Genomic DNA, 23,358 nt, shown 5'->3' with positions numbered 1-23,358 from the left:
GCCGGAACGGCGCTGGGACCCGACCGCTCTACAGCCCTCCGGAGTGCTCCGGGGGCCCGCTTCCCCTCGCCGTCAGACGGGCTCCCCTCGGCGGGTCTCGATGCGAAGCGAGGGGGTTCATCGAAACGCCCAACGGAACCTGTCCCCAAGCGTGGCTATGGACTGCGTCTACTGTGACTCGCCCGTCGAGGAGCACCACCCGATGTACGTCGCCGAGGGAGCGGTCGACGCAGAGCCGACGCCGTTCTGTAACTACGCCTGTCTCACCGCGTACGTTGAGGAAGCGGGGCTGGTCGACGGCGCGTGCTGCAACTGGTCGCCCGACTCAGCCCAGCAGTAGTCCGCCGTCGTCGTCTTCATCCTCCTCGGCGTCGTCGCCGTTGCCGAGGTCGACGTCGACGCTGTCACCGCCGTCATCGAGGTCGATCTCCACGTCGTCGTCCGCCGGGCCGCCGCCGGCGCCGCCGACCTCCCGGATCTCGTTGTTCCCGGTTCCGCCGGAACCGCCGCCGACGCTCTCGATCTCGTCACTACCGGTTCGTCCCGGCGGCGACGCCTTCGTGGCCCCGTCGTCGACGGCGTCCTGTAGTCGCTCCTCGCCCGCAGCGGCGTCGCCGTCGTGCTCGACCGCCGCGCTGACGGTCTCGCTTAGGCGGTCCGACGAGCCAGCATCCGCCGCGGCGCCGCTCCGTGCGTCGTCGGCGCCGGGCATGTCGCCGGCCATCTCCTCCTGGTAGTGGGCGATCCAGTCCGAGAAACAGTCGGGACAGATCGTCTGGCTGTCGACCTCGCTACCGTCGACGTTCAGCGAGACGTTCCGGAGGAGTGCCTCGGGGGCGGGAGAACCACAGCGGCCACAGGACTGGGTCGACATAGCGACCGAACACTCGGGAGGCGCATAGGTGTTCGCCCGCCCGTCCGAACCGCCACGGGTCTCGGGACGCCGTCGTTGCTCGCTCGTCGAGGTGATAGCTCGGCGTCTCGGGGGTCCGCCGCTCAGTTGGTTCGGAACGAGCGGTCGCCCGCGTCGCCGAGGCCGGGGACGATGAACCCCTCCTCGTTGAGTTCGTCGTCGATGGAGACCGTCAGCAGGTCGGCCTCGGGGAACTCCTCGTGGACCCGGAGCAGTCCCTCGGGCGCCGAGACCGCCGAGAGCACGAACAGGTCCTCGGGCTGGTCGTCTGCGGCGTCGAGGACGTGTTCGAGGACCGTACACATCGTCGATCCAGTCGCCAGCATCGGGTCGGCGACGACGACGGTGTCGTCCTCGGTGATCTCGGGCAGCTTCTTGTAGTCGACGCTGATCGGGAACGTCCCGTCGTCGCCCATCCCGGCGGACTCGTCGCGGCCCGCGGAGATGACGCCCTGTTTGGCGCGGGGGAACGCCTTGAGCAGCCCTTCGACGAACGGCGTCGCCGCCCGCAGGACGTTGATGATCACCACGTCGTCCAGCCCGCGGACCCGCTCGCCGGTGGTCTCGGTGAGGGGGGTCTGGACGGGGACGTACTCGGTCTCCATCGCGCCGTCGATGATCTCGTAGCCACAGATCCGGCCGAGCTTCACCAGCCCCTTCCGGAAGCCGACTTGCTCGGTCTCCACGTCGCGGATCTGCGAGAGCGTGTCTTTCGCCAGCGCGTGCGTGACCAGGGAGGCCTGGTCGCGGTCCTCGATGGGCATTACCGGGACTGAGACCGGCAACGGCAAAAACTCGGGCGGTTCGACCCGGTTCCCGCGTGCGCCCCGTCCGCGCCGGAAAACGGCCCCATTCGCGCCGGAACGCGGGGAAAACGGACGGATAACTATGGGAAAGCGGCGGCCCCATGCCGATATGTCCCCGACACGCCGTGTCTGTCAGTGGGGTGGCGCCGATGGCTGAGCGGCCGAGTACGGGCCCCGTTGGCCGATGGATCGAGAGGCATCGACTCGTCGCCTTCCTCTCCGTGACGTACGCCTTCACGTGGACGGTACAGGGCGCCGTGGCGGTGGCTGGCCTGGAGCCGTCGTGGACGCAGTCGATCCTGATCGGGATCGGCGGCTTCGGTCCGCCAGTCGGGGCGGCGGTCGTGCTCTGGGCCACCGGTGGCGACCTCCGGCGCTGGGTCGGCCAGTTCTTCGACTGGCGCCTCGGCGCCCGGTGGTGGGCCGCCGTGCTCGGGCTCCCGCTGGTGGTATTGTCCCTCGGTGTCGCCCTGTTCGTCGCGCTGGGCGGACCGATCGACGTCGGGTCGCTTCCGTTCCCCGGGATCTACCTGTTCGCGCTGGCGTGGGGAACGGTGCTCGGCGGCGGCCAGGAGGAACTCGGCTGGCGGGGCTTCATGCTCCCGATCCTGCAGGAACGCCGGAGTGCGCTCGCTTCGGGGCTCCTCGTCGGCGTCGCGTGGGCGGGCTGGCACCTTCCGCTGTTCCTCAACGCGAGCACCACACAGGGCGCGTGGTCTCGCTCACAGCAGGTGCTCTGGGTGGTCTCCATTCTCGCGGGCTCGGTGCTCTGGACGTGGATGTACAACGGTACCGGCGGCAGCGTGCTCGCGGTCGCGGTGTTCCACGCCGGCATCAACGCTATGGGGGTGCTCCACCCCGCGGACGTCGGGGCGATGGCTCCCGGCAGGGTGCCGGACCAACGGTTGGGCCTCCTCGCGGAACTCACCGGTGCCGTCCCGATGGTGCTGCTCGCCCTGCTGATCGTCAGCGTCTACGGTGCCGAGAGGCTTTCAGCCCGGGAGCCGCCGGGACCGGAAGCAGCCGGCCTCGGAACCGAGCGCCCCGCTGACTCGGTACGGCCGTAGTTATTAGCACCCCGCGGTCACAGCTACAGCACCGACAGATGCGCCTGACCCGCCACGTCCGAGAGCGCCGGTGGCCAACGGTGGCCGGCTACGCCCTGTTCGTCGCGCTCATGGTGGCCGGGTACTACTACAACATCACCTTCGTCCAGTTGGGGCTGATCGACCTCGGTACCCGGCTGGTCGGGATGTCCGAGACGGTCGTCTCGGCGTGGATGGCCGCCCTCGCGCTCTGTACCCTCGTCGTCGCCGTCGCCACGGGCGTGACGATGGACCGCCGCGGCTGGAGCACCGACCTCCGAACGAAGCTCCGCCTGCTGTTCGGCGTCGTCCTCGTCCAGTTCGCGCTCACGGTCCTGGCGCCCGGCATCCGGAGCGTGCCGGCGTTCGGCGCGTGGATCGTCGTCGCCTCCGTCGGCCTCGGGGTCGGCTTCCCCGTCTCCTTCTCGCTCGCGGTCGACCTGGTGCCGCCGCCCGACCGGGGCTACGTCGCGGCGGCGATCACGGCCATCGCCTACTTCGCGGCCAACGCGATCCCGCTCTCGTGGTCCGTCGAGGTGTTCAGCCGGGTGATGACCGTCGCGATGGTTCCGGGAATCGCCGCCCTCGCGGTCCTGATCTCGGGACGAGTCGGGCCGATCGAGTCCGTGCTCGACACGCTGGGCGAGCAGTACCACGAGTTCGGGCGGGGGCGGTTCTGCCACCCGACGCCCGTTCGTACTCGGAGCCTCGCCTTTGCCGTGCCGGTGGCGCTGACGTTCGGCGTGTTCTTCATCGACAGTCTGGGGTTCCTGCGGATCATCGACACCCCGTCGCTGTTGCTGACCTCCTGGCAGTCGCCGGCGCTCTCGACCCGGCTGGCCATCGCCGTCGCTCACGTCGTCGGCGCGGTCATGGCGGGAGTCATCTACACGGCGTTCCCGCTCCGGCGAGTGTTCCTCTGGACGTTCGCGCTGTTCGCGCTGGCCCACGTGCTCTACACCTCCGACCTCCGGTTGGCGGCCGCGTTCCCCTCGGTCGCTCAGGGCGCCTCGCCGCTCAACCCCGGGGTGTACGCCATCGCGGTGAGTTTCTACACGACGCTCAACTTCGCCATCTGGCCCGACCTCTCGACGCCGGAAACGATCGGTACCCACTCGGCGGTCGGTATCGGCGTCGCCGGCTGGCTCGCGACGTTCCTGAGCACCGCGCTCGCGCTCTACTTCAACGCGGTCGAACTCACCCTTCTGAGCCACCTCAACGTCGTGCAGGCGCTCTCGTTACTGTTGCTGTGCTCGCTGGCGGCAGGGATCTATCTCCGCCGCGCGGCCGCGGCCCGGACGGAGGGACCCACATGACCATCACCGAATCCATCCCCCTGTTGCTCGTCGTACTGCTGTTGGTCGCCGCCGGCGGCGGCGAGGCCGACCGGATGTCCGTCACCTTCGACGGTGACCACGAGGTCGCGGCCTTCGACGGCGTCCACGTCGTCGCGGGCGGTACGACGACGGTCCCCGCCGAGGCCACCGTGACCGGCGACCTCTACGTCATCGGCGGCACGACACGGATCGACGGTCGCCTCGTCGGCGACGCCACCGTGCTCGCGGGGAGGCTCGCTGTCGCCGACGGCGCCGCGGTCACCGGCACGCTCCAGCGGATCAGCGGCGAGTCGACCGTCGCCGAGGGGGCGGCGGTGGGCCAGTACACGACGTTCGACCCGCCCGAACCGAACGACTCGCCGGCCGGCCAGGTGTTCGGCTTCCTCGCCCAGTTCGCCGTGCTCGGGGCCGTCGGCTGGTGGCTCGCCGAGCGACACAACGCGCTGCTGGGGAATGTCGGCAACGCGATTACCGGCCACAGCCTCGTCAGCGGCGTCGTCGGGGCGCTCGCGGCCGCGACGCTGCTGGTGCTGTTCGTCTACATGGCGTTCACGTTGATCCTGATCCCGCTGAGTATCGCTGGCCTCCTCGCACTGGGGGTCGTGGTGCTCTACGGGCAGGTCGTGTTCGGCCACCTGCTCGGCCGTCGCCTGCCGATCGACCGCCCGGGCGCCGCGACGGCGGCCGGCGTGGGGCTGTTCCTGCTCGCCGTCGAACTGCTCGGGGCGGTTCCCTACGCCGGCGCGCTGGCCCAACTTGCGCTGATCGCGGTCGGCTTCGGCGCGGTGCTGAACACCTACTTCGGCCTCCAGCGGTTCGAACCGGTGACCATTCCGGGCGGCGAGTAAGCCGGACCCGGAGGGTCCGCTCGGGGTCGTCAGGACGACAGGTACCAGCCGAACAGCAGCGGCGCGAAAAGCAGCGTCAGCGGGACGGCGATCCAGACCTGCCCGGCGAACACGTCGTACTGCCCAAGCGTGATCGAGACCGGCGTCCCCTCGGCGTAGCCGACGAGGAACTCGAAGCCGACGGTCAGCAGGGTCCACGCGACGCCGACGAGCAGCAGTTCCGCCCGGCTAAACGCCGTCGCCGTCCACCCGAGGTAGGCAGCCGAGACCGCGAGGATGGCGAGGACGAGCATCGCGGTGCTGAGCACGTGGGCCGCGTACTCGTCCATCCGGGGGACGAGGACTGTCTCCCGGAACACGCCGTTGGCGACGGCGACGACGGCCATGACGAGCCAGACGGCGAGGGGCTGGAGCAGTGCGGCCGGGCGAACGGTCTGGAGGGGGTCGGCGGCGCTCATACCGTCCCGTAGGTGTCGGGAGGCCATAACGTTCGGCGACGGTACTCACGCCGGGAGAACCGTCGACGCCGCTGCGACGCCGACTCAGACGAACTTCCGGACGGTCATGTCCAGCGTGTCGAGGTCGAGGATCGGCGCGTAGCCGTAGTCGGGGTCGATGTTGACGGACTTCTGGAAGTCGGTCTGTTCCTGCCAGCAGCCGGAGTTGACCGCGAGGACGTTGTGGTACTTCCCCCAGCCGAGTTTGTGGACGTGGCCGGTGTGGAACACGTCGGGCACCTCGTCGATGACGAGGTAGTCCTTCTCCTCGGGGGCGACGCGGGTGTGACCGCCGTACTGCGGGGCGACGTGGCGCTTCTTCAGCAGTTGGTACATCGCCTTGTGTGGCTCGTCGTAGCTGGCCTTCTCGGCGGGGAGTTCGGCGATCACCTCGTCCAGCGAGACGCCGTGGTACATCAGCACCGAGACGCCCTCGACGGTGACCGTCGACGGGTTCCCGGTGAAGCGGGCGTCGTGGGCGCTCATGATGTCCCGAAGCTCCTCGGTGAAGGCGGGCTGGGGTTCCGCGAGGCGGACGGCGTCGTGGTTCCCGGGGATCATCACGATCTCCATGTCGCCGGGGACCTTCTTCAGCTCCTCCGCGAACCGCTCGTACTGCTCGTAGATGTCCACCACGTCCAACTCCTCGTCCTGATCCGGGTAGACCCCGACGCCCTCGACCATGTCGCCGCCGATCAGGAGGTACTCCACGGCCTCGGCCTCGGGGGTGTGGAGCCAGTCGGCGAAGCGGTTCCACGCCTCCTGGGCGAACTCCTGACTGCCGACGTGGACGTCCGAGATCAGCGCCGCCTGCACGTGCCGGTCGGCCGTGCTCGGCTTGTGGGTCCGGGGTACGTCGGGGAAATGCAGCGAGTCGACGAACATGATCCCGCCGTCGTCGGCCAGCGTCCCCTGCACGGCCAAACACTCGTCGAGCAGCAGGTCGTCCACCAGCGGCGCGAACGCCCGGTCCTTCATGATCAGGCAGGGGAAGGTGCCGGTGGTGTCCTCCAGTTCGACGATCCAGTGGCCCGAGGCCGTCGAGCGGATGTCGTCGACGAGGCCGATCATCTCGGCGTCGCTACCGCCCGGCATCGACTGGATCGCCTCCGCGGGTCGGTGGTTCACGCGCCCGCGGAGCAGCCCCGCGAGCCGGTCGTAGCGGTCCTGAAACGTCCCGACGAACTCGTCGTACTCGCCGGTCCCGGTCGACTGCCCGGTCACGTCGTTCCGGATCTCCGGGGCGGGCGGCGAGCGACTGCCGATGGTCGTGGCGGCCGCCCCACCCGCGGCGTTCGCGTCGCCCCCGGACCCCTTCGCTTCGACTCCATCACTCCCCCCTTGCTGGCGATTGTCGAGGTTTTCCGTTCCAGTTGAAACGTCGGGATGGCCGCTCCCGTCGTCGCCCGTGAGCAGGTCGGTCTCGGGAGTGGCGTCGCCGGTCATGTCCGTCGGCGCCTGTTCGGCGAGGTCGGCGGCACCGTCTGTTTCGGGTGGGAGCGTTTCTCGGTCCGGAGTCCGTTCGCTGTCGGGGGCACGGTCGAGCAGGCCGCCGTCGACGGCCTCGCGGGCGTGCTCGACGGTCACGACGAACGCGTCGCCGGCGGCGTCGGCGGCCGCCTCGGCGGCGAGTTCGGGTTCGCCGGCGTTGGCGAGGATCGTCACCGCCTCGCGCTGGGCGTTGTACCCCCGGCTCGTGAGTTCCTCCACGAGCCGTCGATGGGACTCCTGTGGCACGCCACCCTCTCGGCGAGGCCCGGGCAAAAGCATACCGACGCTGGACGGGTCGGCGTCATCCGCGCGCGGCGTCCCGCGCTTCCGGCACGGCTAAGCGACCGGCGCTCCCAGCCCCGGGCGTGACGCAGTTCCCGACGTTCGAGGTGATCCCCGCGGTCGACGTACAGGACGGCGAGGCTGTCCAGCTCGTGGCGGGCGAGCGCGACTCCGGGAAACGCTACGGCGACCCCGTCGCCGCCGCCGAGCGCTGGCTGGACGAGGGCGCGGAGACGCTCCACCTCGTCGACCTCGACGGCGCCTTCGAGGGCGAGCGCGAGAACGCCGACGCCATCGAAGCCATCGTCGATGCCACGGGGGAGGACGTGGGCGTGCAGGTCGGCGGCGGCATCCGAACCGTCGCGGACGCCATCAGCCTGCTCGACGCCGGCGTCGACCGCGTGATCCTCGGCACCGCCGCGGTCGAGGAGCCCGAGATCGTCGAGCGGATCTCCGAGACCCACCCAGAGAGCGTGATGGTGAGTCTCGACGCGAAAGAGGGCGAGGTCGTCGTCTCGGGCTGGACCGAGGGCACGGGGCTCGACCCCGCTGAGGCCGCGGCGCGCTACGAGGACCTCGGTGCCGGCTCGGTGTTGTTCACCAACGTCGACGTGGAGGGCCAACTCTCGGGGATCGACCGCGAGGCCGTCGAGCGCGTCGTCGACGCCGTCGACATCCCGGTCGTCGCCAGCGGTGGCGTGACCGATCTCGACGACGTGGCCGCGCTGCGCGACGCCGGCGCGGCGGCAGTCGTCGTCGGCACGGCGCTCTACGAGGGTCGGTTCACGCTGGCCCGAGCGATGGGCGTCTGACTCGGTCGAAACAGCGGTCCTTTCTCGCCTCAGAGACTGACGCGCTCCCCGTCCTCGGGGACGAGCACGTCTTCGGTCCCAGCACGGAGTTCCTCACGCGAGAGCAGACAGTGGTTGATCGCCTCCATGTGGACGACGGCGACCGTCGCGTCGGTCGCCTCGCGGACGGCACGAACGTCGTCGACCCCCATCGTGATGGGTTCGCCCTCCTCGAACCGGGCCTCACCGCCGTTGAGGACGGCCATCACGGGGTCGAACTCCGCCAGCGTCTCCGCGACGGGCTCGTACCAGACGGTGTCGCCGGCGACGTACAGCGTCGCCCCGTTCTCGAAGACGAACCCGGAGACGGGTCCCATCTGCTCGGCCAGTTCGTCGTGACCGTGCCGGCCCGGCGTCCGGTGGATGGTGATTCCCTCGAAGGTGGTCTCGTCCTCGACGGGGCGCACGTCGGTGAACCCCTCCTCGACGAAGGCGTCGGCCTCTTCGGGCTGACAGAGCAGCGGGACGTCGTCTGCCAGCTCCTCGCTCGCGGCCTCGTCCCAGTGGTCCGGGTGTCGGTGGGTGACGACGACGGCGTCGTAGTCGAGGTCGACCTCGGGGAGCGCAACGAGGGGGTTGTTCCGGTCGTTCGGCGTGTTCTGGATCGGCGGGTTCGCGCCCTGCGGCGAGAGCATCGGGTCGACGAGGAACGTCGTCCCGTCGACGGTCGCGAGGAGGGTGGCGTTCCGCACGAGCTGAACCTCGATGTCGGGGGCTGTCGTCATTCGGCTCCCGCTACGCGAGCCGTGAGGTTGGGACTTTCTCTGCCGGAGCACTCACCGGAACCGCTCGCCGACGGGGTTTGACCGCTGGCCGTCCGCGCCGAGGGACGCCGACTCCAACAAGCCGTCCACCCTTCCACAACCGCTTTGCTCCCCCGGCCCACGAACACACGTATGACCGACCGGCACGCCAGCGTCTCCCGTGAGACCGCCGAGACCGCCATCGACTGTAGCCTCACGATCGACGGCGACGGCGAGAGCGAGGTCGACACCGGGATCGGCTTCCTCGACCACATGCTCGACTCCTTCGCCCGGCACGGCCTGTTCGACCTCGAACTGACCTGTGACGGCGACCTCCACGTTGACGACCACCACACCATCGAGGACGTGGGGATCGTGCTCGGGCAGGCCTTCGACGAGGCGCTGGGCGACCGCGCGGGCATCCGCCGGTTCGCCGACCGCCGGATCCCGATGGACGAGGCCCAAGCGGGCGTCGTCGTCGACGTGTCGGGGCGGCCCTACTTCCGCTTCGACGGCGAGTTCTCACAGGAGCGGATCGGGGAGTTCACCAGCGTCCTCGCGCGGCACTTCGCCCGCTCGCTGGGCCAGCACGCCGGCCTCACGCTCCACTGCGAGGTCGAGGGGGACAACGCCCACCACGAGGTCGAGGCGCTGTTCAAGGCCCTCGCCCGCGCGCTCGACGACGCTACCCGGCTTGACGAGCGTCGAAGCGACACGCCCAGCACCAAGGGCAGCCTCTAAGCCTCCCGGATCTCCCCGTTCTCGGCCACCAGCTTCCCGTCCGCCTCCGCGCGTTCGAGCACCGCATCGATCTCCTCGCGTTCGAGGTCGTAGGCGGTGGCGAGCATCGACTCCACCTCGCTCCGGTCCATCGGGAACGGCCGGTTCGAGAGCATCCGCATCGCCCGACGGTAGCTGGGGGGCGTGTCCTTGGGGTCGCTCGGCGTGTCGCTCACGGCGGCCGTGCCGTCCGCGGACGGCGGCGTGGGTTCGCCGCCGCTGCCGGACCCCGCCCCGCCCGGGCTCATCGTGATCCCACTGTCGTCGGTCGCCGTTGCCGAGTCGGCGGCCGACGGCGCCGCTGTGGTGCTGTTCCCCGCATCGGCGCCTGCTTCGGCACGTTCGATCAGCGGCTCCATGACGCGCAGCAGTTTCGTCTTGCAGTCCGGACAGAGCGCGACCGAGCGGTCGCCGCCGCCGAGGCGTTCGGGAACCACCGCGTACTCGTTCACGTCGTCGGGGGCGCCACAGAAGTAACACGACTGGAGGTCGGCCATGGCCGGTGGTCGGTGCGGGCAGGCAAGAAAGCCGCGGCCGGCCCCGTGATCCCCGGGAGCCCGCCGCTTAAGGGTCAGGAGGGCCGAACCCGGCTCACTCCGCATGGACATCGAGCCAACCGAGACGACCGGCCGATCGATCACGGTCAAACTGTTCGGGCGCCACGGCGTCGAGCGCGAGGCGGCCGACTCCATCGCCGACGCGATCAGCCGGGTGAAAGCCGCCGACGCCGAGGAGACGAAGATCCTCCAGAACGACGAGGTGGTGTACGCTGCCGAGCGCAACGGGTCGATCGAGGACTGGGAGCGCGAGTACGAACGCGAGAAGCGCCGGCTCTCCGCCGAGGCGTCGGCGTGGGACTGCCCCCACGGATCGGCGTTCTGCTACGAGGACGACCGCTGTCTGGACTGCCAGATCGACCGGGCGACGGGCGGGAGCGACTGGCCCCGATCTCCGGAGTAGCTCCCCACGGCGGCGAGCCGGGGGTTTAACCCCGGCGCCCGCATCGATCCGGGAGTGTTCGACGAGATCATGGAGAAGTTCGAGGGGTCGCCCTCCCAGCAGGCGGTGGTCCGACTGCTGCTCGAACGCGGCTTCTCGATCAACGACGAGGGCCGGGTGGTCTCCGGCGGGATCGAGATCCCCGACACCCAGATCGCCCGCGAGATCGGCGTCGACCGCCGGGTCGTCGACTCGACGACGACGGCGCTGCTGGAGGACAGGGAACTGCGGCGCATCTTCGAGAACATCTCGGCGGTCCCGAGCCTCATGGACCTCGCGCCCGTCCTCGACTTCACCGTCGTCCGGGTCGAGCCCACCGACGCCGACGCCGCCGGCATCGTCGCCCGCGTCACCGGCCTCGTCGCCGACGAGGGCGTCTCGATCCGGCAGGTGCTGTCCGACGACCCGGAGTTCGCCGACGACCCGACGCTGTACATCGTCCTCGACTCCGAGCCCTCCGGCGACCTGTTGAAGGCGATCCGGGACCTGCCCCACGTCCGCGCCGTGAGGTTCTGAATGGCCCCCGAGCCGTTCCGCACCGTCGCCGGCCGCGGCGAGGCCCGCTTCGAGGTCCGGGGTTCTGAGTTCATCGGCCACGTCGCCCGCGCCGACACCGTCGAGGCCGCCGAGGCGTTCATCGACGCCGTCAGTGCGGAGTACGACGACGCGACCCACAACGTCCCGGCCTACCGCGTGCCCGCCGGCGAGACCTCTCCCGACCGCGTGAACGAGGTCATGATCCGGGAGTACCAGAGCGACGACGGCGAGCCGACCGGCTCCTCGGGCAAGCCCGCGCTGAACGTCCTCCAGCAGCGCGAGATCCGGAACGTCGTCGCCGTCGTCACGCGTTACTACGGCGGCACGAATCTGGGCGTCGGCGGCCTCGCCCGCTCGTACTCCCGCGCGGTCAAGGACGCCGTCGACGACGCCGGGATCGCGGAGGTCCGGCCGCGCCACCGCTTTACCGTCACCGTCGATTACGACGATTCCGGTACCGTCCGGGGCATCCTCGACGGCGCCGACTGCGAGTTCGACGCCGACTACGAGGCCGAGGTCGTCTTCGAAGTTTCGACCCCCGTCACCGAGAGCGACGACCTCCGGGACCGCATCCAGTCGGCGACGAGCGGACGGGCGCGGATCGAGTAGCCGTCCCGAGCCCCGCCCGGCCACTCGATGGCGACTCCAGCGGGCACAACCGTTTTGCCGCGTTCCGCCGACGGTTCGGACATGGTCGAGCAGACGGACGTAGTCGTGATCGGCGGGGGTATCGTCGGCACCGCGACGGCGTTCCACCTCGCTGAACGGGGCGTCGAGACGGTGTTGGTCGACGACGGGCGGGAAGCCAGTGCGACCGCCGCGGGCGCCGGGATCATCTCCCCGCCCACCAGTAGCCGGCGCGAGAACGACGACTGGTTCGCGTTCGCGGTCGAGGCGGCCGCCCACTACCCGGACCTGATCCGCCGACTCGAAACGCAGGGTATCGACGACCACGGCTACGCCGAGACGCCGATGCTCTCGGTCGCGCTCAGCGACGAGGAGGCCGATACGTTGGCGGCGGACCGCGAGCGGGCCGCACGCCGCGGTGCGGAGCTCGAAGAACTCACCCCCGAGGAGGCCGAGGCGGCGTTCCCCGCACTCGAGGGTGTCGAGTCGGCGCTTCGTTTCCCCGAGGCCGCTCGCGTCGACGGCGCGACGATCACCTCCGGCATCCGCCGGGCGGGGCGCCGAACCGGACTCACCACCCTCGACGCCGCCGTCGAGGGGATCCGGACCGAGGACGGCGCCGTCACGGGCGTCGTCGTCGACGCCGCGGGCGGGGCCTCCCGTCAGCAGCAGCGGACCGCCGGGGAGAGCGAACGCATCGACGCCGAGCGCGTCGTCGTCGCCGGCGGCGCGTGGTCGAGCGAGTTCGGCGACGACCTCGGCCTCTCGCTCCCGGTCTCCCCGACCCGGGGCCAGATCGTACACCTCGAGAGCGACGGCACCCTCGACGATGCGGACCTCCCCATCGTCGGCAGCGTCGCTGACAACTACATCGTCCCGTGGGGTGACGGCCGAATCGTCGTCGGCGCCACCCGCGAGGAGGGGGCCGGTTTCGACGCCCGAACGACCGCCGACGGCGTCCACTCGGTGCTCGACTCCGGACTCCGACTCGCCCCGGGGCTCGCCGACGCGACGTTCCACGAAGTCCGCGTGGGCCTGCGGCCGGGGAGCCCGGACGGCCTCCCGATCATTGGCGCCGTGCCGGACGTGGACGGCGCCTTCGTCGCCACCGGCCACGGGCCGACGGGGCTGACGCTCGGACCGTACTCGGGTGCGGTCATCGCGCAGTTGCTTACCGGCGAGAAGCCCGACGTGGACCTCTCGGCGTTCGACCCGGCGCGGTTCTGAGCGCGTGAAGCCGTTCTTCGAGACCGTTTCCCGCCCGCTACCGCTCGCGTTTCCCGGTCTCGCTACTTCTCCCGGTAGAGCAGGAACCCGTTGTTCCCGACACAGAACACGTCGCCCGTCTCGGTGCCCGTCGTCGCGCCGTTGAGCCCCTCGGGTAGCCCGTCGAGTGAGAGCTCCCAACTCCGGTTCAGCGCGTAGACGGCGCCGTCGCTGGAGACCGCCAGCCCGTGGCGGCCGCTGCGGTGCATGGCGTCGATGGGGTGTTCGCCCAACTCGATCTCCCGCCAGTCGTAGCCGTTGTAGCGGTGGATGTTCCCCTTCGCGGAGGCCACGTCGAGCAGCGACTCCTCGTGGCCGGCCACGTCGGTCAGGCCGTCCTGTACGCCGGGCACGCCCACGCGCTCCCAGCCCTGCCCGACGCGCTGGAACGCGCCGCCCTCGTCGCTGCAGGTGTAGCCGAAGTTGTCGCTGGTGAACGTGATGGCGATGGGCGCGCCCTCGCCGGGCTCTTTCCCCATGTCCCACGTCACGTCACCCTGCTGGTCCTTCGAGCCGCGGACGATTCGGCCCTCGTCGTCGACGAGGTAGATGTCCTCCCCGCCGGCGGCGCCGTCGACGGCCACGTCGACGAACCGCTTGGTCCGCTTCAGCGGCTGGGAGTGGTCCTCGAAGTGGCCGTGGCTGTCGTACATCCCGACGAGGCCGTCGTCGCCGGCGAACCACGCGCGCTCGTACTCGCTCGTGGGGGCGATGGCGCGGATGTGGGTCTCGTCGCTCGCACCCGGCGCGGTGTCCTGTTTGCTCCACTCCCCGTCGCTCAGTCGCTTGATGACGGTGCCGTCGAGGCCGACGGCCATCGCGTCGTTCTCCAGTGCGGCCACGTCCTGCAGCGCGTCGTCGGTGTCGCTGTTCGCTTGGTTCCACCCGTTCTCGTAGTCCGATCCCCCGCCGAGACAGCCGGCGACGCCGCCGATCCCGGCGGAGCCGGCCAACGCGAGAACCGCCCGGCGCGAGCACTCCATCACCGACGTAACACAAGCGGTCGGCATAAGCCCCACACCCGCCCCGGCGGCCGCGGGCGAGCGCGGAACAGGAAACTTATCCGCCTTACCGACGCTACTCCCGGTATGACCAGCGGCTCGCCCTCGAACGTCCTCTTCGTGGTGATGGACACCGTCCGGAAGGACCGGCTCGGCCCCTACGGCTACGAGCGTGACACCACGCCCGGGCTCGACGCCTTCGCCGAGGAGGCGACCGTCTTCGAGAACGCCGTCGCGCCCGCGCCGTGGACCCTCCCGGTCCACGCCTCGATGTTCACGGGGATGTACCCCTCCCAGCACGGCGCCGACCAGGAGAACCCCTACCTGCAGGGCGCGACCACCCTCGCCCAGTCGCTTTCGGCCGACGGCACCCGTACCGCGTGTTACTCCTCGAACGCCTGGATCACGCCCTACACCCACCTCACCGACGGCTTCGACGACCAGGACAACTTCTTCGAAGTGATGCCGGGCGACCTGCTCTCGGGCCCGCTCGCGCGGATGTGGCAGGTGCTCAACGACAACCCCCGCCTGCGCCAGCTCGCGGACATGATCGTCAGCGCCGGCAACACCGCCCACGAGTACCTCAGCTCCGGCGAGGGCGCCGACTCGAAGACCCCCCGCGTCATCGACCGAACCAAGTCGTTCATCGAGGACGCCGAGGCCGACGGCGAGGAGTGGTTCTCCTTCATCAACCTCATGGACGCCCACCTCCCCTACCACCCGCCCGAGGAGTTCCGCGAGGAGTTCGCGCCGGGGGTCGACTCGACGGAGGTCTGCCAGAACTCGAAGGAGTTCAACTCCGGTGCCCGCGACATCGACGACGACGAGTGGGACGCCATCAAGGGACTGTACGACGCCGAGATCGCCCACATCGACAGCCAACTCACCGACCTGTTCGACTGGCTCAAGGCGACCGACCGCTGGGAGGACACCGCGGTCGTCATCTGTGCCGACCACGGGGAACTCCACGGCGAGCACGGCCTCTACGGCCACGAGTTCGGCCTCTACGACCCGTTGGTCAACGTCCCGCTGATGGTCAAACACCCCGATATCGAGGGCGGCCGCCGCGAGGACACCGTCGAACTGATCGATCTCTACCACACCGTGCTGGACACGTTCGGTGCCGACGCGACCCCCGCCGAACCCGACGAGGAGGCCGTCGCCTTCGACAACACTCGCTCGCTGCTCTCGGACGGCTACCGACGCTTCGACGGCGTCGACGACGCCGACGCGGGCCAGACGGCGGCGCCGGACGGCGAGACCGGATTCGTCGAGTACTCGCGGCCGGTGGTCGAACTCAAGCAGTTGGAGGAGAAAGCCGCCGACTCGGGGATCGAACTCGACGAGGACTCGCGCTTCTACGCGCGCATGCGGGCGGCGCGCCGGACCGACGCGAAGTACGTCCGGATCGACCGAATCGAGGACGAGGCGTACCGACTGGACGAGGACCCCGCGGAGACCGAGAACGTCGCCGACGGCGACGATGAGTCGATCGACGGGACCGAGGCCGAACTCGCCGTCTTCGAGCGTGAGGTCGGGGGCGCCTGGACCGGCGCCGCCGACGGCGACGTGACCGACGACGCCGTCGAGGACATGGACGAGGAGATCCAGGAGCGCCTCCAGGACCTCGGCTACATGGAGTAACTCCGGCTAGCTATTCCGGCCCGTTCTGCGACAGCCGGCGCCACGAATCAACCGAGAGCGACGGCGCCCGTGCTCAGCGAGTCAGTCCTCCATCCAGTAGTACAGCGCCGTCCGATCGGCGCCACACGACGGGCACTCCTCGGGGAGGTCGTCGATGTCGCCGAGTTCGCCACAGTCCGCACAGCGCCAGAGTAGTTCGGCCTCGCCGTACTCGTGGCCCGCGCGGTCGTGTTCGATGGAGAGTGCGTGGATCCCCTCCCGGGTGGTGACGGAGAAGCCGTCGTCGGTCAGGCCCCGGATCGTCCCGAGTTTCGTTCCGTCGTCGTCGTACACGTCGGTACCGATGGTGATGGGTCGGTCGTCGCTCATGCGTGTCAATTAGGTTGGGAGAACGCAAAAACCCGATGGCGGTGCTCACGCCCCCGGCGAGTGCGCTGTGGCTCGGGGACCGGTGGGGGACGGCCGTGATCCGGAGGGGTGAGATCGGGACGGGTCGGGGAGTCAGCGCCTGCGGCCGAGCACGGCCGCCCCCAGCGCGGCTGCCGCCGGCACCATCACGAACCCGACCGGGCCGGGTCCACCGTTCGTTCCGCCACCGGGGGGCCCAGCCGCGTTCGGGAGGCTGAACGGCGGGAAGTCGGGCGTGCCGGCGCCCTCACAGACGATGCCGATGGCGCTGATGTCCTTGTCGTCGGTCCCGGTCACTTGGACCGACTCGCCGGGCTCGACGGTGGTCGGTCCGGAGACCCCCGCGCCGCTCTGCTCGCTCCCCGCTTTCACGTAGACGTCGACCGCGAACGCCTCGTTGTTCGTGATCGTCGCCTCCGCGGCGCTCCCGGAGACGGTGACGTCGAGGCTGCTGAACTCCTGACTGTAGGAGTTCCCCCTCCACTCGTACTTCGCCGTTCCCTCGCAGACCACGGGTGTCTCGGTCGGCGTCGCGGTCTCCGTTGGCGTCGGCGTCGGCGTCGGTGTTGGGGTTGGCGTCGGTGTTGGGGTTGGAGTCGGTGTCGGTGTTGGGGTTGGCGTCGGCGTTGGGGTGGCGGTTGGAGTCGGTGTTGGTGTCGCGGTCTCCGTTGGCGTCGGAGTCAGCGTCGGTGTTGGGGTTGGTGTTGGGGTCGGAGTCGGCGTCGGTGTGGGGGTTTCAGTTGGTGTTGGCGTCGGTGTTGGTGTCGCGGTTGGAGTCGGTGTTGGTGTCGCGGTTGGAGTCGGTGTTGGTGTCGCGGTTGGAGTCGGTGTTGGTGTCGCGGTTGGAGTCGGTGTTGGTGTCGCGGTTGGAGTCGGTGTTGGTGTCGCGGTTGGAGTCGGCGTTTCGGTCGGTGTCTCGGTCGGCGTTTCGGTCGGCGTTTCGGTCGGTGTCTCGGTCGGCGTTTCGGTTGGCGTGATGTCGCAGTCGATGTGGACGGTTCCGTCGTCGACGTGGCGGCCGTTCTTGGTTTGAGCGCTCCAGTAGTACCTGGCGTCGTTAAGGTAGTCGATGGTGACGCTGTCACCCGACTCCCCTTCAGGTTCGAGGTAGTACTCCTCACCGTCGAACATCAGGCTAACACCGACGTCGTTGGGGTTCGTGATGGTCACTTTCCCGTCGCCGTCGACGCATTTCTCGGTGACGTGGAGGTCCTCCAGCTTTTCGCGGTCACAGTCGATCCGGACGGTTCCGTCGTCGACGTGGCGGCCGTTCTTGGTTTCGGCGCTCCACTCGTACTTGCCGTCGTCGAGATCATCGATCGTGATGCTGTCACCCGATTCACCCTCGGGAGCGAGGTGGTACTCCTCGCCGTCGAAGGTGAGCGTGACCCGCACGTCGTTGGGGTTGCTGACGGTCACTTCCCCGTCACCGTCGACGCATCTCTTGCTGATCTCGAGGCCATCCAGCTTTTCGCGGTCACAGTCGATGCGGACGCTCCCGTCGTCGACATGGCGGCCGTTCTTGGTTTCGGCGCTCCAGTGGTACCTGCCGTCGTCGAGATCGTCGATCGTGACGCTGTCGCCCGACTTCCCTTCCGGAGCGAGGTGGTACTCCTCGTCGTCGAAGGTGAGAACGACCCGCACGTCGTTGGGGTTGGTGATCGTCACTTCGCCGTCGCCGTCGGCGCATTTCTTCGCAACGTCGAGGTCCTCGAGCTCCGGCTTCGGCGTCGCTGTCTCCGTTGGCGTGGGCGTCGCCGTCTCCGTCGGCGTGGGCGTCGGCTCAGGGCAGTCGCCCGCGAGGAGGTACGCCGCGCCCGAGTCGTTCCCGGCCGCCGTGTCGTTGCCCGGTGCGCCGACGAGCACGTCCTCGTCGCCGTCGCCGGTGGCGTCCATCGCGTCCGAGACGGCGTAGCCGGCGTGGTCGCCTTCGCCCTCGCCGACGAACGTCCCGTCCGCATCCGAGAGTGATCGCTCATCCTCGCGGTCCTCGCCGCCGGCGAGGAGGTAGACTGCCCCGGCGTCCTCTGCCGTGGTGTTGGCGCCGGGCGCGCCCACGAGCACGTCGGCGTAGTCGTCACAGGTCACGTCGCCCGAGCCGGCCGAGGAGACGCTGTAGCCGGTGTAGTCGCCCGCCTCCTCCCCGGCGATCACCGTCCCGACCGCCGAGAGGTTCGCCGTGCCGGTGGTGTCGTCGTCGCCGTACACGACGTAGGCGATGCCGCTGTCGTTACCGGTCGCGTCGGCGAACGGCGCGCCGATCACCACGTCGACGTAGCCGTCGTCGTCCACGTCACCTGCCTCCGCGGCGGCCCAGCCGGCCCGGTCGCTGGCGTTCTCGCCGGCCAGCTTCAGCGTCGCGTTGCTGAGTGACTCCGTCCCGGAGACGTTCGCCGTGATGACGTACGCCGCGCCCGCGTCCGCCGCGGTGGAGCTGTTGTTGGGCGCGCCGACGACGAAGTCGTTGCTGCCGTCGCCGTCGAAGTCGCCGATGCCGTCGAGTGACCAGCCGGCGCGGTCACCGGGACCCTCGCCGGTGAGCGTGGGCGTCGCGTTCGTCAGGTTCAGCGTCCCGGGGTCGGCGCCGGAGATGACGTAGACGGCGCCGGCGTCCTCTGCTGCGATGTCGTTCCCGGACGCACCGACGAGCACGTCGTCGCCGTCGGTCCGGTTCACCGTGGCGACCGAGCGGCCGGCGTGATCCCCGTAGCTCTCTCCGTAGAAGGTGTGGTTCGCGTCCGCGAGCGAGCGGTTCTCGAGACTGCCGCCGTAGACGACGTACACGGCACCCGCGTCGTCGGCGCCCGTCTCCTCGAAGGGCGCACCGACGACGATGTCGTCGGTCCCGTCGTCGTCCACGTCACCGGCCGCGAGCGAGTAGCCCGCGCCGTCGCCTCCCTCGACGCCGTAGAGCGTGGCATTCGCCGACTCGGCGTCGATCTCCCGGTCGACGACCGGGCCGTAAAACACGTAGACGGCGCCGGAACCGTTCCCGTTTGGCGTGTTGTTGCGCGGCGCGCCGACGAGCACGTCCTCGATGCCGTCGCCGTTCACGTCCCCGTGGGTGAGCGCCGCGCCGAAGTCGTCGTTCGTGCCCGCGCCGGTCAACTTCGTGTCGGCGTCGGCGAGCGACCCTGCGCCCGTCAGCGCGATCGCTGGGTTGACCTCGGTGGTCGGGGTCAGTTCGGCGCTCTCGCCGCCGGCGACGATCCCGACACCCATTGCACTCGTGACGAGGACGGCGACGACAGCGACCGTCAACCAGTTCTCCCGCCATCCCGGTGTGGATCGCTCGGGATCTGTAGCCATAGCCCGTCCTACGCAATCAGCGTGCTTTGTTACAGTAACACAATTTTGGGGTAGGCTCGGTACCGTCTCAACGAGGCCCACCTTACCGGACGACCTGAGACGCCGGCCGACCGAAATGCGGCCTTACTGTTCTCGGCGTTGAACGACTGCAGACTCGACGTAATGGGCGGCAAAACGCGGACCAACGGTACGGGCCTCGGAGTAGGCTCGGACGGTCACCGCGCCTCGGCGGCGCCGTCGCCTACATGAAGTCCGCGATACCGCTCTGTTTGTTCTTGTCGTTCTCGAACACCGACTCCAGCGAGCGCTCGAGCACTTCGAGGCGCTGTTTGGTGTAGTCCCGGCAGCCGTACTCCTCGGCCACCTCGATCGAGATGTCCATGTACTTGTTCACGGAGCCACGGTGGACCGTCAGCGTCATCCGACCGCCACACTCCCGGCAGTCGCCGGTGAGCGGGACGCGGCGATACTTCTCGCCGCAGTCGAGACAGCGTGTCTCCTGACTGGAGAAGGCCCGGAGGTTTCCGATCAGGTCCGGCAGGAAGTGGTTCTCGATCACCCGCTCGGCCACGTCGGTCTCGTCGACGGCCCGGAGTTTCCGCGAGAGTTCGAGTTGGGCGTCCATCTTCGCCTCCATGTCGGGCAGGGTCTTGTACGAGGAGAGGTCCGGCCCGAGCGCGAGGTTCGTGGTGTCGTGGGTGTGGTCGAAGCCGCGGTACTCCTCGTCGGTGCCCAGCGTGTCCTCGCCCAGTTGGATCAGGTCCTCGACCTCGCCGGGGTCGGCCATCTCCAAACTGGCCTCGTAGAACTCCTCGGGGTACTGCCGGACGATGTCCATGTTGTGGGCCTCGTCGTCGATCTCCGAGGGGTCGATCCGGGAGGACATCACCAGCGGCGCGTCCATCCGCCCCCCACGCTGGTCGGGGAGGAACTCCTTCGAGAAGTTCAGCAGGCCGTCCAGGAGGAGCATGACGCAATCTTCGTCGCCGTCACAGTTTCTTCGCTTTGCGGCGTGGAAATAAGGGTGCGCGTACCCGACGGCGGCGCTCGTAAAGCCGACGACGCGGCCGACGACGGCCGCGGAGGTGTGGGGCGCCATCCCGAACACGAGTTCGCCCACGAGGTCCTCGCGGTCCGCCACCTCGTAGAAGGGGTCGAGGCCGTAGAACCGTTCGAGCAGGTCGTCGACGAAGTCCGCGGTGCGCATCATGTGCTCGGCGGCGCCGTCGGGCAGCACGATGTCCTGCACTTTTAGCTCGACCAACTGGTCGTCGTGGACCAGCGGCTCGCCGTCGATGTCGGTCTCGTAGCCGAGTCGGCGGAACTCCGCCGCCGTCGTGTCCAACTCCTCGGGCCGGACCGAGGTGACCGGGAGGTCGGTCATGTCGTAGCGGACGGTCCCGTCCTTGAACGAGGAGACGCCGTGTTTGGCCCGAAGGACGCCCTTCGCCATCGGCTCGGGGGTCTCGTTGGCCGACATCAGCCCCTTGACGCCCTTCAGGATGGAGAAGCTCCCCTCGCGCTCGCCGATGGACTCCATGGCCTCGTGGTACTCCGCGTTGAGGTCGACAGTCCGGGTCTCGGGGCTCTCGACCTCCCACTCACAGCGGGGGCAGACCACGCGGCCGGACTCGTCGGGTTCGACTTCGATCCCGCAGTCGTCGCACTCGTAGTACGGCTCCGTGTGGGCGCTACAGTCCGGACAGCGGTTCTTGTAGGTGTGCTCGCCACAGTCGGGGCACTCGCGCTCGCCGAGGCTGACCTCGATGACGCCGCGGCCGGCGTCGGTGCGGTCCTTCGCGGCCTTGGCAACGTCGCGCTGGCTGCCGCCGGCCTCACCGATGGGGAACATGGTGTGGACCGCCGGCGAGAGGTCCCGGCTCTCGGACTTCTCGGGTCGGCCCATCCGGTTCCCGATCCGCGTGGGTGCACGCTCCCGGACGGCGAACGGCGCGACCTCGTTGACCGCCTCGATGGCGTTCGTGCCGGGCAGCGGCACCGACGGCGCAGACGGCTCGGGGTCGTCGACGGTGATCGCGTCGTCGGTGGCGGCTTCGGGGTCGCTCCCGCCGTTCTCCTCGTTCCGGATCGCCATCCCCCCGTCTGCGACGGCGTCCTCGCCGGCCTCGGCGCCCCACGTCCGCGCGCGCTCGCTCAGGTCCGCGGGGGTCCACTCCCGCCGTAGGTCCTCGGTCACGCCCAGAGAGCGAAGCAGCGGCCGGTACTCGGGGATCAGCAGTGCTTCCCCGTCTCCATCCGTGCTGTGCTCGATCAGCAGCCGTTCGAGCGCGCGTTGCACGTCGTCGGTTCGGTCGAGTCGCAGGCCGTCACCCCGGATCTCCCCATCGGTGGCGGCCGTCGCCAGCGCGTCGTACTCCGCGACGGTCACGTCGTGCCAGAGGTAGGTGTACTCGGGGTGGATCGGGCAGTCGTAGCGGTCGGCCCAATCCAGCGCGGTCCGCGGAGCGGGGCTGTCGAGGTCGACGTGGGGGTCGTCCCGCAGGGCTTGCACGTCGGCGCCGGCCTCAGCGAACTCCTGTTCCCACCACTCGACGGCGTAGGAGGCCGGGACGAGCGGGTGGTTGTTCTCGACGAACTCCCCGAAGTTGACGAGGTACTCGCCGAGGTCGAGGATCTCGTCGACGCCGTTGCGGATCTCCAGGGCCTCCGCGGGGTCGTCGATGCGCCGCACGTCGCCGTTGGCGAGGCGGACCGTCGGCCCCTCGATGGAGTCGACCGGTACGACGCCGGCGGCCTTCCCCGGCCGCTCGGTCTTGATCTGGGTCCCCGTCGCGAGGAAGTCGTCGACGAGGTGCATCGTCGCCGGGTGGACGCCGGCGGTCGCGAACCCGTGGTTGCGCGAGCGACCGTATCGAAGCCTGAAACCCCCCGATTCGGAGGGATGGCCGAACACGGGCCGGCCGGCGATCAGGTCCCGGAGGTACTTCGTCGCCGGGTCGGCGCGGATCGGCCCTTCCGGTTCGCTCGGTTCGTCGTCGTCGGCGTCCGCGGCGTCGGCGTCAGCCTCGTCGCTCTCGCCGTCGTCGGCCTCACCCTCGTCGTCGTCGTCGCTGTCGTAGTAGGTGCCGTCGATGAGGTCCTGCAGCCACGGCCAGTCGACCTCGTCCAGTTGGCGGGTGTAGCGCTGGATCTTGGGGGCTTTGAGCGCGATCCCTTCCGCGAGCACGAGACACATCCCCCCGCGGGCGGAGTTGGTGTCGACGCGTTCGAGGTCACGGAACCCCGAGACCTCGTCGTCGCCGGTGGCCTCGCCGTCGAGCATGATCGGGAGGTGCTCGGCGATGAACTTCGTCTCCTTGTCCTTCGGGGTGTACTGCAGGCCGGTCTCCTTCTCGTAGAGGGCGACCTCCTCGGCGTAGCGCTCGACCTCGTCGCTCCGGGCGTGGAACTCCTCGATCCCGAGCAGCGACCGGGCGTAGTCGGCGACGAGCACCGACAGCGCCTGTGCGGTCCCGCCCGCAGAGCGGATCGGGCCGGCGTAGTAGACGTTGACGAACTCGGTGCCGTCGTCGTTCTGCAGCAACTCCGCGCGGTCGATCCCCTCGATCGGTGCGGCGACGACACCCTCGGTGAGGAGGGCGACCGCCGTCCGGACCGCGCCCTCGATCTTCCCCTCGCGGCCGTCGTAGTCGCCGACGCTCCCGTCGACGAAGTCCTCCACGAGTTCGAGGGCGGCCTCCTCGCGGCTCATCTGCCCCTCGAGTTCGCGGACGCGCTCGGCGACGCCGGGGATGCCGAGGATGTTCTCGACGCGGTCGGCCATGTCCCGCGCGACCGGGATCTCGATCTCGGTCTGAGGGTCGTGGCCCTGTGCCCGGGCGGCCTCTGCGCGGTCGAACGCCTCGTCGAGGCGTTCCTCCATTCGCTCGAAGTACCGCTCGTCGTCCTTCCTCATCGTTCACCTCGTGCCAGT

The 23,358-nt window shown here is 69.4% G+C and carries 21 protein-coding genes; 11 read left to right on the top strand and 10 right to left on the bottom strand.

Going from position 1 to position 23,358, the window contains the following annotated elements:
• The first annotated feature begins 157 nt into the window (after window positions 1-157).
• Complete coding sequence (locus NO998_RS11200; RefSeq protein ID WP_267647280.1) at window positions 158-340, top strand: hypothetical protein; 183 nt, start codon at window positions 158-160, stop codon at window positions 338-340.
• Here the strand turns inward: NO998_RS11200 and NO998_RS11195 are convergent.
• Together NO998_RS11195 and upp are read right to left on the bottom strand one after the other, a co-directional pair.
• Entirely contained in the window at window positions 326-874 is a 549-nt protein-coding gene (locus tag NO998_RS11195) for a DUF7569 family protein (protein ID WP_267647279.1), read from the bottom strand. The genes NO998_RS11200 and NO998_RS11195 overlap by 15 nt on opposite strands.
• A 122-nt stretch (window positions 875-996) precedes the next feature.
• The gene (gene upp, locus NO998_RS11190; protein WP_267647277.1) at window positions 997-1,677 is read right to left on the bottom strand and encodes a uracil phosphoribosyltransferase; all 681 of its coding nucleotides are present in this window, start codon (window positions 1,675-1,677) and stop codon (window positions 997-999) included.
• Window positions 1,678-1,940: 263 nt separating this feature from the next.
• Here upp and NO998_RS11185 point away from each other — a divergent pair, with 263 nt between their 5' ends.
• From NO998_RS11185 to NO998_RS11175, 3 genes are read left to right on the top strand one after another with little or no spacing between them, the layout of a single operon-like run.
• Window positions 1,941-2,786 carry a CPBP family intramembrane glutamic endopeptidase gene (locus NO998_RS11185; protein ID WP_267647276.1) on the top strand — a complete coding sequence of 282 codons (846 nt, stop codon included), beginning with the start codon at window positions 1,941-1,943 and terminating at the stop codon, window positions 2,784-2,786.
• Between the two features lie 38 nt (window positions 2,787-2,824).
• On the top strand, window positions 2,825-4,120 hold the full coding sequence (locus tag NO998_RS11180) for an MFS transporter (protein WP_267647275.1): 1,296 nt from the start codon (window positions 2,825-2,827) through the stop codon (window positions 4,118-4,120).
• A complete protein-coding gene (locus tag NO998_RS11175) occupies window positions 4,117-4,989 on the top strand; it encodes a polymer-forming cytoskeletal protein (protein ID WP_267647274.1) in 873 nt (290 codons plus the stop codon). The genes NO998_RS11180 and NO998_RS11175 overlap by 4 nt, the downstream gene beginning before the upstream one ends.
• Window positions 4,990-5,018: 29 nt before the next feature.
• Here the strand turns inward: NO998_RS11175 and NO998_RS11170 are convergent, their stop codons facing one another.
• Together NO998_RS11170 and NO998_RS11165 are read right to left on the bottom strand one after the other, a co-directional pair.
• On the bottom strand, window positions 5,019-5,447 hold the full coding sequence (locus tag NO998_RS11170) for a hypothetical protein (RefSeq protein WP_267647273.1): 429 nt from the start codon (window positions 5,445-5,447) through the stop codon (window positions 5,019-5,021).
• A gap of 84 nt (window positions 5,448-5,531) precedes the next feature.
• Window positions 5,532-7,223: a DNA-directed DNA polymerase II small subunit gene (locus NO998_RS11165; RefSeq protein WP_267647272.1), complete on the bottom strand. Its 1,692-nt coding sequence runs from the start codon at window positions 7,221-7,223 to the stop codon at window positions 5,532-5,534.
• A 119-nt stretch (window positions 7,224-7,342) separates the two neighbouring features.
• On the opposite strand from NO998_RS11165, the gene hisA reads away from it, so the two are divergent.
• Window positions 7,343-8,071 (top strand): 1-(5-phosphoribosyl)-5-[(5-phosphoribosylamino)methylideneamino]imidazole-4-carboxamide isomerase, encoded by a 729-nt coding sequence (gene hisA / locus NO998_RS11160; RefSeq protein WP_267647271.1) that lies wholly within the window; start codon window positions 7,343-7,345, stop codon window positions 8,069-8,071.
• Between the two features lie 29 nt (window positions 8,072-8,100).
• Here the strand turns inward: hisA and NO998_RS11155 are convergent, their stop codons facing one another.
• Entirely contained in the window at window positions 8,101-8,835 is a 735-nt protein-coding gene (locus NO998_RS11155) for an MBL fold metallo-hydrolase (protein ID WP_267647270.1), read from the bottom strand.
• Window positions 8,836-9,006: 171 nt separating this feature from the next.
• On the opposite strand from NO998_RS11155, the gene hisB reads away from it, so the two are divergent.
• Complete coding sequence (gene hisB, locus NO998_RS11150; RefSeq protein ID WP_267647269.1) at window positions 9,007-9,594, top strand: imidazoleglycerol-phosphate dehydratase HisB; 588 nt, start codon at window positions 9,007-9,009, stop codon at window positions 9,592-9,594.
• Here hisB and NO998_RS11145 read toward each other — a convergent pair.
• A complete protein-coding gene (locus NO998_RS11145) occupies window positions 9,591-10,130 on the bottom strand; it encodes a hypothetical protein (RefSeq protein WP_267647268.1) in 540 nt (179 codons plus the stop codon). The two genes, hisB and NO998_RS11145, sit on opposite strands and share 4 nt — an antisense overlap.
• A 103-nt stretch (window positions 10,131-10,233) precedes the next feature.
• Here NO998_RS11145 and NO998_RS11140 point away from each other — a divergent pair, with 103 nt between their 5' ends.
• From NO998_RS11140 to NO998_RS11125, 4 genes are all read left to right on the top strand, one after another.
• Window positions 10,234-10,593, top strand: a complete 360-nt coding sequence (locus NO998_RS11140) for a hypothetical protein (RefSeq protein ID WP_267647267.1) — start codon at window positions 10,234-10,236, stop codon at window positions 10,591-10,593.
• 54 nt (window positions 10,594-10,647) lie between these two features.
• A complete protein-coding gene (gene trpY / locus NO998_RS11135; protein ID WP_267647266.1) occupies window positions 10,648-11,148 on the top strand; it encodes a TrpY family transcription regulator in 501 nt (166 codons plus the stop codon).
• Window positions 11,149-11,778: an IMPACT family protein gene (locus tag NO998_RS11130; RefSeq protein WP_267647265.1), complete on the top strand. Its 630-nt coding sequence runs from the start codon at window positions 11,149-11,151 to the stop codon at window positions 11,776-11,778.
• Between the two features lie 81 nt (window positions 11,779-11,859).
• Window positions 11,860-13,023, top strand: coding sequence for an NAD(P)/FAD-dependent oxidoreductase (locus tag NO998_RS11125; protein WP_267647264.1), 1,164 nt, complete (start codon window positions 11,860-11,862; stop codon window positions 13,021-13,023).
• A gap of 62 nt (window positions 13,024-13,085) precedes the next feature.
• Here NO998_RS11125 and NO998_RS11120 read toward each other — a convergent pair whose 3' ends face one another.
• A complete protein-coding gene (locus NO998_RS11120) occupies window positions 13,086-14,045 on the bottom strand; it encodes a hypothetical protein (RefSeq protein WP_267647263.1) in 960 nt (319 codons plus the stop codon).
• Between the two features lie 105 nt (window positions 14,046-14,150).
• On the opposite strand from NO998_RS11120, the gene NO998_RS11115 reads away from it, so the two are divergent.
• Window positions 14,151-15,707, top strand: coding sequence for a sulfatase (locus NO998_RS11115; RefSeq protein WP_267647262.1), 1,557 nt, complete (start codon window positions 14,151-14,153; stop codon window positions 15,705-15,707).
• Window positions 15,708-15,788: 81 nt separating this feature from the next.
• Here NO998_RS11115 and NO998_RS11110 read toward each other — a convergent pair whose 3' ends face one another.
• The 3 genes from NO998_RS11110 to NO998_RS11100 all read right to left on the bottom strand — a co-directional run bounded on the left by NO998_RS11110 (window position 15,789) and on the right by NO998_RS11100 (window position 23,340).
• Window positions 15,789-16,076, bottom strand: a complete 288-nt coding sequence (locus NO998_RS11110) for a DUF7130 family rubredoxin-like protein (RefSeq protein ID WP_267647261.1) — start codon at window positions 16,074-16,076, stop codon at window positions 15,789-15,791.
• Window positions 16,077-16,208: 132 nt separating this feature from the next.
• Window positions 16,209-19,424 carry a hypothetical protein gene (locus NO998_RS11105; RefSeq protein WP_267647260.1) on the bottom strand — a complete coding sequence of 1,072 codons (3,216 nt, stop codon included), beginning with the start codon at window positions 19,422-19,424 and terminating at the stop codon, window positions 16,209-16,211.
• Between the two features lie 241 nt (window positions 19,425-19,665).
• Window positions 19,666-23,340 (bottom strand): DNA polymerase II large subunit, encoded by a 3,675-nt coding sequence (locus NO998_RS11100; RefSeq protein WP_267647259.1) that lies wholly within the window; start codon window positions 23,338-23,340, stop codon window positions 19,666-19,668.
• Window positions 23,341-23,358 lie beyond the last annotated feature (18 nt).

The organism is Halolamina litorea (assembly GCF_026616205.1).
Taxonomy (GTDB): domain Archaea; phylum Halobacteriota; class Halobacteria; order Halobacteriales; family Haloferacaceae; genus Halolamina; species Halolamina litorea.
Note: the sequence above shows the minus strand (reverse complement) of the source record. Positions and strands in the feature narration are given on the sequence as shown.